This is a genomic window from Lysobacter sp. ISL-50, assembly GCF_018612875.1.
GTDB lineage: Bacteria > Pseudomonadota > Gammaproteobacteria > Xanthomonadales > Xanthomonadaceae > Lysobacter.
Genome location: NZ_JAGGRI010000017.1, coordinates 1 through 13,321, shown reverse-complemented (window position 1 = coordinate 13,321; position 13,321 = coordinate 1). Strand labels below are relative to the sequence as shown.

Annotated in this window: 18 protein-coding genes; 1 reads left to right on the top strand and 17 read right to left on the bottom strand. The window is 63.4% G+C overall.

Annotated features, from left to right (window positions below; all coding sequences use genetic code 11):
- The first annotated feature begins 118 nt into the window (after positions 1–118).
- On the top strand, positions 119–706 hold the full coding sequence (locus J7J50_RS10210) for a hypothetical protein (protein ID WP_215055780.1): 588 nt from the start codon (positions 119–121) through the stop codon (positions 704–706).
- On the opposite strand, the gene J7J50_RS10205 is transcribed toward J7J50_RS10210, so the two are convergent.
- The 17 genes from J7J50_RS10205 to J7J50_RS10125 form a co-directional block, all read right to left on the bottom strand.
- Entirely contained in the window at positions 703–1,179 is a 477-nt protein-coding gene (locus J7J50_RS10205; protein ID WP_343222475.1) for a glycoside hydrolase family 104 protein, read from the bottom strand. The two genes, J7J50_RS10210 and J7J50_RS10205, sit on opposite strands and share 4 nt — an antisense overlap.
- The gene (locus tag J7J50_RS10200) at positions 1,160–1,381 is read right to left on the bottom strand and encodes a DUF4175 domain-containing protein (protein WP_215055779.1); all 222 of its coding nucleotides are present in this window, start codon (positions 1,379–1,381) and stop codon (positions 1,160–1,162) included. Before J7J50_RS10200 ends, J7J50_RS10205 begins: the two co-directional genes overlap by 20 nt.
- 181 nt (positions 1,382–1,562) lie before the next feature.
- Positions 1,563–1,994: a DUF6631 family protein gene (locus J7J50_RS10195; RefSeq protein ID WP_215055778.1), complete on the bottom strand. Its 432-nt coding sequence runs from the start codon at positions 1,992–1,994 to the stop codon at positions 1,563–1,565.
- The gene (locus tag J7J50_RS10190) at positions 1,994–2,752 is read right to left on the bottom strand and encodes a hypothetical protein (RefSeq protein WP_215055777.1); all 759 of its coding nucleotides are present in this window, start codon (positions 2,750–2,752) and stop codon (positions 1,994–1,996) included. Before J7J50_RS10190 ends, J7J50_RS10195 begins: the two co-directional genes overlap by 1 nt.
- Positions 2,753–2,807: 55 nt before the next feature.
- The gene (locus tag J7J50_RS10185) at positions 2,808–3,356 is read right to left on the bottom strand and encodes a hypothetical protein (RefSeq protein WP_215055776.1); all 549 of its coding nucleotides are present in this window, start codon (positions 3,354–3,356) and stop codon (positions 2,808–2,810) included.
- Between the two features lie 673 nt (positions 3,357–4,029).
- Positions 4,030–4,407, bottom strand: coding sequence for a hypothetical protein (locus J7J50_RS10180; RefSeq protein WP_215055775.1), 378 nt, complete (start codon positions 4,405–4,407; stop codon positions 4,030–4,032).
- Positions 4,408–4,450: 43 nt separating this feature from the next.
- Positions 4,451–4,741: a hypothetical protein gene (locus J7J50_RS10175; RefSeq protein ID WP_215055774.1), complete on the bottom strand. Its 291-nt coding sequence runs from the start codon at positions 4,739–4,741 to the stop codon at positions 4,451–4,453.
- A 3-nt stretch (positions 4,742–4,744) separates the two neighbouring features.
- The gene (locus J7J50_RS10170) at positions 4,745–5,752 is read right to left on the bottom strand and encodes a major capsid protein (protein ID WP_251044407.1); all 1,008 of its coding nucleotides are present in this window, start codon (positions 5,750–5,752) and stop codon (positions 4,745–4,747) included.
- A 3-nt stretch (positions 5,753–5,755) separates the two neighbouring features.
- Positions 5,756–6,148, bottom strand: a complete 393-nt coding sequence (locus J7J50_RS10165; RefSeq protein ID WP_215055773.1) for a head decoration protein — start codon at positions 6,146–6,148, stop codon at positions 5,756–5,758.
- Between the two features lies 1 nt (position 6,149).
- Complete coding sequence (locus J7J50_RS10160; protein WP_215055772.1) at positions 6,150–7,331, bottom strand: S49 family peptidase; 1,182 nt, start codon at positions 7,329–7,331, stop codon at positions 6,150–6,152.
- Complete coding sequence (locus J7J50_RS10155) at positions 7,331–8,773, bottom strand: phage portal protein (RefSeq protein ID WP_343222474.1); 1,443 nt, start codon at positions 8,771–8,773, stop codon at positions 7,331–7,333. The genes J7J50_RS10160 and J7J50_RS10155 overlap by 1 nt, the downstream gene beginning before the upstream one ends.
- 49 nt (positions 8,774–8,822) lie before the next feature.
- The gene (locus J7J50_RS10150; RefSeq protein ID WP_215055770.1) at positions 8,823–9,041 is read right to left on the bottom strand and encodes a hypothetical protein; all 219 of its coding nucleotides are present in this window, start codon (positions 9,039–9,041) and stop codon (positions 8,823–8,825) included.
- Complete coding sequence (locus J7J50_RS10145; RefSeq protein ID WP_215055769.1) at positions 9,038–10,981, bottom strand: phage terminase large subunit family protein; 1,944 nt, start codon at positions 10,979–10,981, stop codon at positions 9,038–9,040. The genes J7J50_RS10150 and J7J50_RS10145 overlap by 4 nt, the downstream gene beginning before the upstream one ends.
- Before the next feature lie 3 nt (positions 10,982–10,984).
- The gene (locus J7J50_RS10140; RefSeq protein ID WP_251044408.1) at positions 10,985–11,488 is read right to left on the bottom strand and encodes an elements of external origin; all 504 of its coding nucleotides are present in this window, start codon (positions 11,486–11,488) and stop codon (positions 10,985–10,987) included.
- Positions 11,489–11,649: 161 nt separating this feature from the next.
- Entirely contained in the window at positions 11,650–12,183 is a 534-nt protein-coding gene (locus J7J50_RS10135; protein ID WP_215055767.1) for a hypothetical protein, read from the bottom strand.
- Positions 12,184–12,364: 181 nt separating this feature from the next.
- Positions 12,365–12,619, bottom strand: a complete 255-nt coding sequence (locus J7J50_RS10130) for a hypothetical protein (protein ID WP_215055766.1) — start codon at positions 12,617–12,619, stop codon at positions 12,365–12,367.
- 136 nt (positions 12,620–12,755) lie between these two features.
- Complete coding sequence (locus J7J50_RS10125) at positions 12,756–13,262, bottom strand: hypothetical protein (protein ID WP_215055765.1); 507 nt, start codon at positions 13,260–13,262, stop codon at positions 12,756–12,758.
- Positions 13,263–13,321: the final 59 nt, after the last annotated feature.

Genomic DNA, 13,321 nt, shown 5'->3' with positions numbered 1-13,321 from the left:
CAACTGCCAAGGAGGCACAGTGGACGGGTACAGGTCAGCGGAATGGAAGTCGTTTCGCGAGGAAGTTATTCGCCTGGATGGGGGTAAGTGTGGTCAATGCTTACGCGGCCCGGACCAAGTGACATTGCACGTCCATCACAAGTTCTACTTGCCAGGACGAAAGCCTTGGCAGTATTCACACGACACCTGCGAGACCATTTGCGCTGGTTGCCATGCTCAAGAACACGGCATCATCGCACCCAGTCACGGCTGGATGTATGAGGGCTGGGAAGATCTAGGTGAGCTGAGCGGCACTTGCGAATGCTGTGGCACGGGCATCCGTTATGTGTTTCTTGTTTCTCATCCCGCATGGCGGCCCTTGGAAGTTGGCACCCATTGTTGCGACCGATTAACCAATGAGCCTGCGGCGTCGGAGTTCATTCGGGAACGGCGCCTCGATCTGGAAAAAAAGAAGCGTTTCATTAGTTCGTCCAAATGGATTTCGGCCGAAGCTGGGCGCGAAACGCGTCACGTCAAAGATATTCGAATGTCCATCGTGCGCAAGGATGATTACCACATCATTGTCATCAATGGAAATCGCGGAAGATTAAAATTCGCAAGCGCCGCCGAAGCTAAGGGCAAGATATTCGAATTGTTGGAGTCAAATCGCTTGAAACGGTACTTAGCAAAGCAACACCTACGCGAGGCCATTACTCAAAAGCGTTAAGCGATTGTCCCGCCAGCTTTTTGATAGACCACCAGCAACGTCTCAAGGGGCAGCTCTCGTTGCCCGTAGCCGGCGTCTGGCAAGGACGCCCATGTCTTGCGGGATTTCCGAACGGCCGAGCTGATCCAACCTTTCTTGATATCGGCCAGCGCGCCGTTCTCTCGCAGAAGTTCAATGGCAGCACGGTCCTGCGACGCCGGGCCGAAATCGGGCAGTCGCAATTTGTTGCGCAGGCTGTTCCAGGTTTTCCACAGGAATTGGTAGCGACCGGCCGCGGTGGAGTTGATGCGGTACTTCGGCAGCCACACCAACTTGCGCGGATGTTCGGCGTAGCTGGTAAAGCATTTTCCGCCGACCATGACGTCGTACCCGCCGTGTTCGCTGAAACGCTCCACGCCTTCGGCATGGGCGATCATGTCGAGGAACGCGACGACGTTCTGGCCACCGGCCTGCTCAGCGGAGAGTTTCGCCACGGGCCCCTCGCTGCTGGAACAGGCGGCCGATCAGGCCGAGGACCAGCAAGCCTGCGGTGACGCTGACGGCGATGCGGTCGGGCACATGGATGCGCAGATCATTGGGCAGGTTCAACCAAACGCCTTGGAGGGCGATGGCGAGCGTCATCGCCTGCACGCTCAGGAAGCGCCACGCGTGGCGCCAGTTCTCGATAAGTTTCATAAGGGATTCCGTAGCTTTTGGATGAAGGCGGTCACGTCACATCCGCCAGCGAAGCCGGCGTTGACGTCTTCGACGCGATCGGCGCGCAGCGCTCGCTCGCGCTGGACGGCGATGCGATAGAACAGGGAGAGTTGGCGCGCGGTCGCGCGCTCGATCCACGGCCAATCAAAGCCGTGATCGATCAGCGTGGCGAGGACGCTGGGCCAGTCGTTGCCAGGACCGCGCGCCGCGTTTCCAGCGCCGCCAGCACGCGCTGCAGAAAAAAATCGGCGTTGACCGCCCAAAACGTCATCAGCAGCAGATCGCCCTGCGCGGCGTTGAGCGAATGCACCCACTCCACGGATTGATCGCTGGCCTGAGACAGCAACTCGACCGTGGCATCGGGGTGAAGCGCGCAGACCCGATGCAGGCGATCCAGATCGATGTTGCCGTCGTCGGTCAAACCGACCAGGCCGCCGACCAGGGCCGCCACCGATTCGTGCAGGCGCAGGCTTTCGAAGAAGCCCAGCTCCCGCACGGTCACATTGCGGTCGCCCAGCGGCAGCGTGCGGTTGGGTTGCAGGATCGCCAGTTCGTCGGTTTGGGGTTCCGGGCGTTTGATCTTGCGCGCCATTACGACCGCACCAGTTCGATGCGGCCGAAGCCGCCCAAGTCGGGGTCCAGCGACCGGGACTCATCGAACAGCGTCGCGCCCGAGAGTTGCAGGCTGCCCCATTCCTCGGAGATCAAGTCCAACTGTTCAATGGGATTGAAGGCGACGCGGTAGAGGGTCACGCGGGCGCGGCGGCCGTTGACCGTGTTGATGCCATCGAGGAACAGCATCCGTTCCTGCGGCGGCGTGTTGAACAGGGCGATGTTGACCGTCTCGCCATGCTTATAAGTAGCCTTGAACGGCTGAGTGAATCCCTCGACCTTGCGTAGTCCGATCAAGCCCGCCGAAGGCGATTCGGTCCACCAGTTCGGTGCCGCCAGCGTCGCCGGGGGCGTGGCGCTGTCGGTCAGCGAAATTTCGCTGACCCAGCCGCGGTCTAGGGCGACCATCTCGCCGGCCTTCAGGCCCGCCGGCAACAGTTCATTGCTGATCGCGCCCGCCGGTAGCGTCGCCGGGATCGAGTACAGGCCCTCGGCCAGATTCTCGGGGGTGGCCTCGTCCAAGGTGAGATTGAGATTGGCGGTCTTGCTTTGGATCAGGCGTCCGTACAGCAGGCGATTGCCGCTGAACGACTCGGTCTTGTCCGAGTTCTGGACCTCCAGGGCCAATTGGAGCTGCGGCGCATTACCAACCCACCGCAGCGGACCGGGCTTGCCATTGGTTCGGCGCTGGGCGAGGTAGACCTTGCCCTGAAACGAAAACAGGTCTTGCGCGGCCATGGGGCAGCGTTGCTCCTATATATAAGGTGTAGTGGGCTGCCGAGTGGCAGCCGATTCAGCGACGAAGCGAGCGCAACAGCAGCCGGTCGATGTCGGCGGTGATCACGTCCAGACCGGCTTGGGCCATGCGGTTGGGGCGATCGCCCTTGCGCAGCATTTGCGCCAGCGATGGACCGTAGAGGCGGACGATCGGCGTGCGTGGGACCCGCTCATCCCCCGAGATCGGGGTTCGGACGAAGGCGACGTCGGTGCCGGCGTGGCGGCGATGGAAGCCGCTGCGGCGGAAGCTGCGTTTGCCGCGTAGTGCAGTGAAGTTCAAACCTCGATCGTCGGCACTGCGTTTAGACGCGAAGTTGCGCAGTCCCACGCCACGCGCGACGCCGACTAGTTCGACACCTTCGCGGGTGGTGCGCACGCTAATTCCGGCACGGATGCGCTGCGCCGACAGGGCGTATTCGGTCTGAATGTCACGACGGGCGATGACCGGCCAGCGGCGACGCAACGTGCCCAGCGCGCGGCGCAGGGCCAGGGAAATCGCTTGCGGCGCCGAACTAAGCCGAGCCGAAAGCGATAGCGCTTCGCCAACATGGATCTCGATCCGCAACTAGCACCATAAAAAAAGCGCCCGAATGATCTCGGACGCTTTTTCCTAACGAAAAATGACTTCTTAAGGCGTTACGTTTACCCTGAATTCGTCGGAGCAGATGGTCTGACCGGACGAATTAATGACGCGATACCAAACATCCCGATAGGTACCTGGCGCTGCCCCCGGGGGAACAAAGTAGCTGACATATAGCGTCGATCCAGGTCCGAAGAATCCTTTTTGCCCATTGGAATACTGGAACCCAGGTGCTGCTTGTATCGCCAGATTGATCAAGCCGGATGTGCCGCCGGACATTCCCACCTGAATGAAGTACGTCGCGGTCGCGAGACCGGATACCACACCAGCCTGGGTGTCTGACTTTCCCTTCTGAACATATGTGTCAGCGATCGTTGGACACAATGCGTGAGAGACAGTACTAAATGCCAGCAGAACAAGGCCTGTTGCACCGGTCCAAAGTGACGTGCGCATCTTTATTTCTCCCAATCTAGTCAAGTCAATTTGATCTAGCCCGCCCAGCCTAAAATCATCGGCTCGGCGCAGAGTGTTAGTATCAAAATCTCGACCGTTAATTCGTGATGCATGTGACATCAACACAGTTCATCACCGTACTTCATAAGCTGAATCCGATGTTCGACAAGATTAAGCGTGGCATCGGCATCGATGAACAGACCCATCAGCGGCGATAGCGAATGGTCAGAGCGACTTGCACGGCCACCATCGGGAGCCCTTCGGGCCGGTCGAGTAACACGATGTCCTCGACTTGTACCGGCAGGGCATTCGGCAACGGTATCCAGTCATCGAGCGCGTCCTCGATGTCGGCGGCGATGGCGTGCGATCGAGCATGGGCGTCGGTCAAACTGACCGGCACCGTCGCTTCGACCAGAACTTGCAACAGTCGATAGCATCCGTGGGGTTTACTGGCGTCGCGCTGGATGCCGAGCGAGGCCAGCGTCAGCCCCTCGACTTCATCGTCCGGGTGCTGGGCAGGTTCCAACGCGACAACGGCGCCGATGTCGGTGCGGTAGCCGCGGCCGACGCGGATCTCGGTCAAGCGCTCCGCGACTCGCTCCAGCAAACGCCAAGTCGGGGCGGGCTCAACCATGCAGCACCGCTTCGTTGACCCATCCGTCGTCACGGACCAACGCTTCGACCGTTTGGGACCGGCCGTCCAGGGTGACCGTGTCACCCCGGCGGAACGTCCAGTCGCGATTGCGAACTACCACATGCCGAGCGCGACCAACGACCTGCTGAAACTCGCCCAAGCGCTCGACGCCGTCACGCACGATCAGTTGGGGTTGTACCGGTGGGGAGCCGGCACGCTGTACGAGCGCGACGACGCCGAGCGTGTCAAACACTACCTCGTCCATTGTCGCGAACGCGTTCACGGCTTACGCCTTAAGCTTGGGCAGCAAGGCCGGGCGATGGCACATCGGCAGCGGATTCGACTGCGTGTGCAGGTCGGTGCCGCGATCGAACTTACGCGGCGCCTGCTTGCTGTAGAGCAACTGGCCCAGGGTGTTGACACTCTCATTGAAGTCAGCCGGCGCCACGTAGGTTGCGAAGGTGTCCAGCGTGCCCAACGGGAAGGCATGGCCCTCGCCCGCTTCGATAAACCGGCGGGTGTTGCCCTCGCCGTCGCTAGCCTCACCGCCGTACTCCTCGAACCGAATGCCCGCGAACCGGAAATCAGATCGCATGTCTTCACGCAGTACCAGACTGTCCTGCCACAATCGGTAGGCGTCTTTGACGGCCTCATGCCCAGTAAACGCGTCGAAGAATTCCGACGAGACCAAAACGTGGATTCCCGTCATCCTCTCGCCAAGCAGCGCCTTACTCATATAGCGCTTCAGGTCCAGACACTTCTTCTTGATATCGGTCTTGGGGTCGCCGAGTTGGAAGTCGAACGTCTTGGGCGTGATCTTGAAGATGTCGAACAGGTTCGCCAGCTCACTGCCATCGGCGTCCAGGATCACGCCCTTCAGGGCGCCCATACGCAGGTGCTCCAAGGTGATCGCGTGCTTGTTGCGCATGGTCTGCAGGTGGTCGGCCATCACCCCGGCCACCGTCTCCAGTTCCGATTCCGTGCCGAACGCACGCACACCGACGACTTCTTCCGGGAGCACCACGTCATCATGCGGGATGTGCGGCACGTTGAACGCCCGCAACACGCGCTTGCCGCGCTTGCCGACGGTGCCCGCCGAGCCGACCGGCTGGGTCGGCAACAGCGACAAGACGCCGTTGCGTTCCTCGACCGTGACCTGCCGGGTACGCACAGGCTTGATCGGGAACAGGTTCAGCTCATCCAATCGGCCGTACTGATTCGGCAGCAGGTTGATGGCGGTGGTCAGCGCGCTCATCGAGAACGCGGGATTGTGAAACGGGTTGTTCATCGACATCGGTCAGACTCCGTGGCGCACGAGGATGCCGATCGCGCGCAGTTGCTCGACCGCGGCGGCATGGTGTTCGGGGGTAATGGCAGCGGGCCAGACGAGGGCGTGATCGGCCACGGTCGCGTGCCGCGCCACGATCAGACCGTCCGGGCTGGGGTCTTTGGTCGTGGTGATCGGCACGATCACGACGCCGACAGCGACTTCGCGGCCGTCCGTGGCCGCCGGATCGAGCGCGGTGATGTGATTCGATCCGGCCAGACGACCGATGACTTGGCCGAGTACCAGCGTTTGATTCGGCGCAACCGTCACGCGGTCTCGGGAATACAAGTTGTCGGCTTCGAACTTGAGCAAATCGCCCAGGTTCAAACCTTCTTGGAACGGCGGATAGGTGGTGAGTCGCATCTCAGCGCTCCTTCTTCGCGGTTGCGGCGCGCGCCTTGACCGCTTGGATCAGCGGGTTGTCGGCCGCCGACAGCGCCACCGATGGGGTGGGCGCATTCGGCGACAAATGGCTGGTGATCTCGCGGGACTCGGCCTTGGCCGCGAGCAGGCGTTGACGTGCGACCGCAAGGGTTACGCCAGCGGCGAGGAGCGTCGCGGTCAGCTGCGGTTGCCCGGCCAGTTCGCACAGTTCGGCGATCGCCAAGGCATCGCTGTGCGCTTGCGCGCGCACGGCGTCGGCATCGACGGTCGGAACCGTCGAATCAGGGGTAGACATCACAGGGGACTCCAGGAAAAGGGGACGCGCGGTAGCGTCCAGTTCGATGTGCATTTGCTGGACGGCATCGCTGAGGGTGCCGAGCCGGTCGGCCAAGCCGACGTTGATGGCGTCCTGACCGAAGTACAGCGCGGCCTCAGTCTTGCGGACGCTCTCGGCGGACAAGCCGCGTTGATCGGCGACGGTCAGGACGAATAGTTCGTAGAGGCGGTTGACCTCGGTTTGGATGGAGTCGCGCGCTTCATCGGTCAGCGCCGAATGTGGCGTGGCGTCGTTCTTACGCGCGCCCGCATGGATCGGGGTGAATTTCAGGCCCGCCTTTGCGTCGTACTGTGATTGGTCCACGTGCAGCGCGATGACGCCGATCGAACCGATGCCGGCGGTGCGAGTAAGGAACAGCCGTTGACTCGCGCTCGCCAACGCGTAGGCGGCCGAAAATGCAGAATCGTTAGCCACCGCCCAAATAGGCTTGATGGAACGGGCGGCGCGAATCGTGTCGGCCAGATCGAATACTCCGGCGGCTTCGCCACCGGGACTGTCGATATCCAGGACGATGCCGCGGACGGAATCGTCGGCCAGCGCCGCCTCGATTCTTCGCGCGATCGATTGATAACTCGTCAGGCCCGATAGCGCATCCAATCCAATCGCTCGTTGGACCAGCGTGCCGTGAATGGGCAAGACGTAAATCCCGCGCTCATCGCCCAGCCGCGGGACAGTGGAGGTATTGGGAGGTGCCATCTGTGGGGGCGGCAGGGTTTGCAAGTCGAATCGAGGCGCCAGCACGCTCAGGATCACTTCAAGCTTGGCGCGTTGAATCAGCAGCGGTGTGTTAAACACGCGCGCCGCGAGGTGGGGAATTGGAGTCATCAGGCAGCGATCAAGTCAGAAGGGGCCGGCTCGGCCGGCGCGGATTGCAGGGCGCCGTTGCGGGCGACCTGGCGGGGATCGGTGTCGAGGACCAGGCCGAGGGCATCCGCGCGGGCGGCGTCGGCCGCGATTTCGCGGTCGATGGTCTCGGCGTCGTAGCCGGAACTGGCAATGGCCTCCGAGCGCGAGAGCAGGCCGGCGCGGATCGCCAGGATCATCGCGGTGAACTCTTTCTCGGGATCGACCCAGCTCCAGCCTTGCGGCACCCATTTGCTGGCGCGGTACTGGCGCTTGCGTCGCCGGTAACCCGGTAGTTCAATCGCACCCGACAACACTGCGGCATCCAGAAACGCGTTCCAGATCGGGCGACACAATTGGTAGACCAGCACCGTGTGCTGGATCATTTCGCAACGGCGCCGGAACTCCAGCAACCCGGCGCGGATGGACGAGTAGTTCACGCCGGTCAAATCGCCGGTCAGCTGTTCGTAGGTAATGCCGATCGAAGCGGCGACGGCGCGGAACTGCGAGCGCAGGAACGCCTCGTAGCTCGCCCCCACATCGGCCGGCTGGGCGAAGGTGACGCTCTCGCCCGCCTCCAGAATTTGCAGGCTGCCCGGTTCCAGGCCGAGCGGTGCAGTCCCGTGCTCGTCAGGCGGTCCATCCCCCGGCAATGGATCTTCGGGGCCATCGCGGGTCACGAAGCCGGCGAACATCGCCGCCGTCTTCTTGCGGACCAGCTCGGCGTCGTCGTACTGATCCAGTTCGTGCAGCTTGACCACCGCGCGCGCGAGCCAGGGCTCGCCACGAATCTGGCCCGGCCGCAACGGGCGGAAGATGTGCAGGATCTCGGCGGCGGGGACGCGGAACGTTTCCATGCCGCCGTGACGCGACATCGGCGCCATCGCGCCGTCTTGCGGATGCGACAGGTAGAGGTGATAGGCGACCCGGCGACCCAACCGGTCGAACTCGATGCCGGCGCGGATCAGATTGCCGTTGGGCTCTTCCCGATTGAGCGTCAGCGGCAGGTGTTCGGGTTCCAGTACCTGCAACTGCAGCGGAACGACCAGGCCGTCTTCCGGCCGACGCGGGCGCAGGCGGACCAGGCACTCGCCGCCTTCCAGCAGCGCGCGGCAGGCCAAGGCCTGCAATCCGTACAGATCGGTCAGGCCCGCCGCATCGGCCTCGTCGCACCAATCGCGCCACAGCGCCTGCAACGCCTCGCGTTGGGTCTGATCTGCGATCAGCGACTGCGGCTTGATGCCGGTGCCGACCGCATTGGCGACGAAGGCTTCCAGTGCGGCGTTGGCCCAGGCATTGCGGCGAACGAGATCGCGCGAGCGCACCCGCAGCGCATCGCCGGTCGCCAGCAACGCGGCCACCGCGCCGGGATTGCTGGGCTGCCATGCAGTCGAGCGGCGGCCTTGGCCCGACACCTCATGCACGGGCGTGCCTCCGAACATCGACGTTCGGAGCCGAGACCACCAACTCATGTCAGAAGCCCTTGGAGGTGGTGGTCAGCAGGCGGCGCACGCGGCGGGGCTGGCCTTCGGTGCCGGCGAGCGCGGCCTCGATCTCGCGGATCGCGGCCAGCAGTTCATCAACGCTGCGGTACTCGACCAGGCGGTCGCCGAATCTGACGCGGCGCTCGCCGCGCGCGAGCGCGTTGCGCAGCGCTTTCAGTTGTTCGTGAGTGTAAGGAAGATCGGTCATCGCATGAAACGGCTCGAAATGACCCGGCGCCCCCGGCGCGGGCCAGAAATGGAAAGGCCGCCCGGTGGGGCGGCCTGTGGAGGGGGATAAATCGCGGGCGACGATGGAGGTGGTGCCGTTGCGTGCGTGACGCCGAGCGTTCGCTCCATCTCGCGCCAGTGACGTTCTTCGAATCGATCGACGCCCGCCTGCATCGCCGCGGCACGCGCCATGACGTAGCAGTCGAGCGCCTCGTTGCGGTCACGCCGCTTCTCCCATGCGCGCACGGTGTAGCCGTGGCGATCACGACGGGAGATTAGGTGTTCGGCGGTCAGCTGCTGCAGGAACTCGCCGTCGATCTTCGGCAGATGGACGTAGCCGGCTGGGAACGCCGACTGCCCGTCCGGACCGATCTCGATGGACAGACGCAGCGCGTTGTAGAACTCCAGCTTGGCGATGCCACCGGCCACGGCGAACAATTTCAGGCCGCGCCGGATGCGCTTGCCCGGCACGCTGACATCTACTGCCGTGGGCGTACCGATCAGCGCCGCGGCGCTGCCGACGCCTTTCATCGGCAACAACCGCGGATCGCTCACGACGCGCGCGAACGCATAGGCTTCCTGCGTGGCGAAGCCGGTGTCCAGGCCCATTCGCGTCAACGGCAACAGCGCGCCACTGGCGTGGGTCCATTGCTCTTGTAGCACCTGACCCAATTCGTTCCACACCGCCGCGCGGGCGGTGTCGCCCATCAGCACGCGGTGTTCGACCAGCCATGTCTCGCGCCCGCGCCCGAACGCCCACACCGAGACCTCGATGCGATCCTTCTGGATATCCGCGCCGCCGGTCAGCAGCAAGCCACCGGCTGGCACCGTGCCGATGCGGTAGTCCTCGCGGCGCTCCAGCAAGCGTTCCCAATCCGGCGCCTCGCCCTCCTCTTCCCAGGTCTCGCCCAGCTCGGTGTTCTTGAACGCCTTCAGCGCCGTGGCCGAACCTTGCGCGGATTCCCACGCGGCGGCGATATCCGCCCAACTGCGCCAGCCCACCGGCGAATACAGCGAGGACAGGTGGTAGCCGGCCGTCTTGCCGGCGTTCTGCGGCGCCGTGGCGACCCAACGGCCGTCCGCCAGCATCGCGGTCTTATGGTGCTCGCCGATCGGTTGCTCGCAGGACTCGCACATGTAGCGCGCCGAACGCGGGTCGCCCCAGGTCCAGCGCAGTTGTTCGAACCGCAGCCATTGCTCATGGCGACAATGCGGGCACGGGACGAAGTACCGACGCTGATCGGAGGCCAGGTATTCGCGCTCGATCGTCGATGCGCCGGCGATCGTCGGCGTCGATACCAGCAGAATCTTGCGGCGGGTGAAGGTGCGGGTGCGGGCCTCGGCCAGCGCCACCGCATCGCCTTCGCCCTCTACGTCGCGGGGGTAGCCATCCACTTCATCCAGGAACAGGTATCGCACCGGCATCGAGCGCAGGCCGACCGCGCTGTTCGCACCGGTCAGCACCAGGACGCCGCCGCGGAACTCCTTGGCGAGAATGGTGTTGCCCGCGTCGCGGGCGCGGGACGGCGCGATCCGCTCACGCAGCGACGGCGATTCCTCGATCAGCGGGTCGATACGCTGTTTCGAATTGCGCTTGGCCATCTCGACCGTCGGCGCGACAGCCATCATCGGACCTGGCGCGCAGGCGATGACGTAGCCGATCCAGTTGTTGCCGCACTCCGTGCCGCCGACCTGCGCGCCCTTCATGAACACGACGCGCTCGGTCGCCGAAGCCGGCGACAGGTCGTTCATGATGTCGCGCAAGTACGGCGTGCGCGCGGTGCGCCAGCGACCCGGCTCAGCTGACGACGTGCTGGACAACACCCGATCTCGATCCGCCCAATCCGCGACATCGAGAAACGGATCGGGCGTCAGCCCATCGCGCCAGTACCGCGCAACGTCGTCCGAACCGTCGTACAAGCCTTACTCCAATCGCGCGACAAACTCGCCCAGTTCAGACAGGTGTTGCCGCACTTCGCGCTCCAGCGCGACGTGCATGGTGTGTGGATCAATGCCGAGTTCGGCGGCGAGCATCGAGCTGATGCGCGCCGGCCAGTTCAACCAGGCATCGCGCTCGGCGCGTGCCAGCGCGAAGACCTGCGACATGACCTGAGAACGGTCGATCAACTCGCCCTTGAGTTGGGCGATGCGCAGCTTGTGATGCTGCGCCTTCAGAACTTCGTTGGCGGTGCGTGCCTGGGTATAGGTGTTGCCGCCGATGGGCGCGCTGGTCGGCGCCACGGCGGCAACGTCGTCCGCCCCCGGCCGCGTTTCCGCGCGCGACCGCGTGGAAGCCGGCACGCGCTCCTCGGGCGCGCGCGTGCTGGCCGCCCAATCGGCGTCCGCGCGCGCCACGTTGATGGTGCCGTCGGCCTCGGCGGTGATGCGGCCGGCGGCAATGGCCTTGCGCACGGCGGTGTCGGACACGCCGCGATGGCGGCCATAAGCACGGATGGAAATTCCCACGTCAGGATTCGATTCGGGTCAGCCTCCGCGACCGCCGGCCATCGGCGCAGATCAGGGCAAGGGAAGAGGGAACACCCCTGCTCCCGTCGGGAGCAAGGGTGTGCGCTCTCGCGCAGCAGCGGTCAGTTACGGGGCGCGCACATCGCCGCGAGGATAGCGTTCTCCATAGCGTGAATGGCGTTTCGCAGCGTGCGCGTATAGGTGTGGTCCGCGACATCCCATACCTGCATCAGGCGGGCGTGGCGCAACACCCGATTTAGTTGATGCACGGGCAGCGCCGAAAATTCCGGTTCCAGTCCATCGAAGTAGCGCTCAATGGTGGACAGGAGCCAGCGCAGCGTCATTTCGTCCTCGCCAATCTCGCTCGGCACCGGTCGCTTACCGGTCCAGCCCTTGACCTGATCAATCGTGCGCTCCATCGGGGCCAGTTCCTTCCGACATGCATCCACTAGCCGTTCAATCAGATCGGCGGACAACCGCATGGTGCGGAAGGTATCCGTACGCTCAGCCAGCGCACTAGCCAGTCCGTAGCAGGCGAACAGACTCAGCTGTTCGTTCAAGTCCTCGGGTATGGGGTAACTGGACAGCAGTATCCGTTCCAAATAGTCGCCGAGGCTGCGCAGCTCCGCGTCGGCGATAAGGTACTGGTCGTTCATGGGTCTTCCTGGGTAGACCGCGTTGGTGCGGCGACGTCATGAACGCTTCGCTGCGCGAACATCGCAAGCGGAACTTCCGCCCTGTTCGACCGCCGACAGCTGGCAGACAGGTGCGCGGATGAAAGGAAGAGGGAAAACCCCAACGCTCGGTGGACGTTGGGGTCTTGTCTCTACGTTCGTCCTAGCCTGCGTGCTTGTTCAAAGTATCGATCAAGTCGTCAGTATCGAATCGCAGCGCAAGTTCCATGCCCTGCGATTCGAACATGATCTCTATCAATCGCCACGCGCCGGCCGCCATGGCTTTGGCCGCCATCAGTTCTTCCGCGTCGAGCGCGGGCGCAAAATGCCCGCTCATCTCTTCCAGCCGAAGGATGCAGGCGTTCTGCAGTTGGTTCGTATTGCGAAACAGATGCGACTGAGCGGTTTCGATCTTCATGGCGTTCGTCCTTTGGGGTGGAGCCGCAACGTTGCGGCAAGGACATGAACGCTTCCTTCTCCCGAGAAGCCAAGCGGAATCCGGAACGTTCTGTACGAGAAGACAGGTGTCCGACAGCTTGGCCGGACACCCCCGCCTACTCGGGCAATTGGCCCAGTGCTTGCTCCAATCCGCTGACCGCAAAGCTGATTCCGTGCTGGTACTCGCTGTCCCGGGGCCGCAACACATACAACCGCTCGACCGCCGCAAGCGCTTGCTCGACCCACTCGCGCGGCGTCAACTCCCGGCGGCACTGCAAGTAGTCTTCGATTTGCCGCGCCGTGGCCGTCAGAACCGCAGCGACCGCCTCGTTCCGTCGCTTCGGCCGGCGCTTGCGGCGGTTGTAGTCGCCACGAACGCGTCGATGCCAGTGGTTTATCTCTTCCATCGCCGCCGCCATCCGCGCATGCAATTCGATGGCGTCGATTCGCCGCGCTCGGTCAATTCGTGTCCACGGCTCCAGAAAGCGCGTCAAGGCCGCACATCCATCCACGGGGCAAATGCCGTATTCCCAGACCGGCTCCAGGTCCGTAGGTGCTGCCAGCAACCATCGTATCGATCCCGGCAGCCCGCCGAGGGCACGCAAATCTCGCTCGATATCCATTGTGTGTGTCCGTGTGTTGCCGCCCAGCGCGGCGAACGCATGAACGCTTTATATGGACG

What these genes read in the sequence shown, in the direction of transcription:
- J7J50_RS10165 (WP_215055773.1), bottom strand. Translation starts at nt 6,148, where the DNA reads ATGCGACTCACCACCTATCCGCCGTTCCAAGAAGGTTTGAACCTGGGC.
- J7J50_RS10195 (WP_215055778.1), bottom strand. Translation starts at nt 1,994, where the DNA reads ATGGCGCGCAAGATCAAACGCCCGGAACCCCAAACCGACGAACTGGCG.
- J7J50_RS10190 (WP_215055777.1), bottom strand. Translation starts at nt 2,752, where the DNA reads ATGGCCGCGCAAGACCTGTTTTCGTTTCAGGGCAAGGTCTACCTCGCC.
- J7J50_RS10125 (WP_215055765.1), bottom strand. Translation starts at nt 13,262, where the DNA reads ATGGATATCGAGCGAGATTTGCGTGCCCTCGGCGGGCTGCCGGGATCG.
- J7J50_RS10130 (WP_215055766.1), bottom strand. Translation starts at nt 12,619, where the DNA reads ATGAAGATCGAAACCGCTCAGTCGCATCTGTTTCGCAATACGAACCAA.
- J7J50_RS10200 (WP_215055779.1), bottom strand. Translation starts at nt 1,381, where the DNA reads ATGAAACTTATCGAGAACTGGCGCCACGCGTGGCGCTTCCTGAGCGTG.
- J7J50_RS10150 (WP_215055770.1), bottom strand. Translation starts at nt 9,041, where the DNA reads ATGACCGATCTTCCTTACACTCACGAACAACTGAAAGCGCTGCGCAAC.
- J7J50_RS10160 (WP_215055772.1), bottom strand. Translation starts at nt 7,331, where the DNA reads ATGACTCCAATTCCCCACCTCGCGGCGCGCGTGTTTAACACACCGCTG.
- J7J50_RS10135 (WP_215055767.1), bottom strand. Translation starts at nt 12,183, where the DNA reads ATGAACGACCAGTACCTTATCGCCGACGCGGAGCTGCGCAGCCTCGGC.
- J7J50_RS10170 (WP_251044407.1), bottom strand. Translation starts at nt 5,752, where the DNA reads ATGTCGATGAACAACCCGTTTCACAATCCCGCGTTCTCGATGAGCGCG.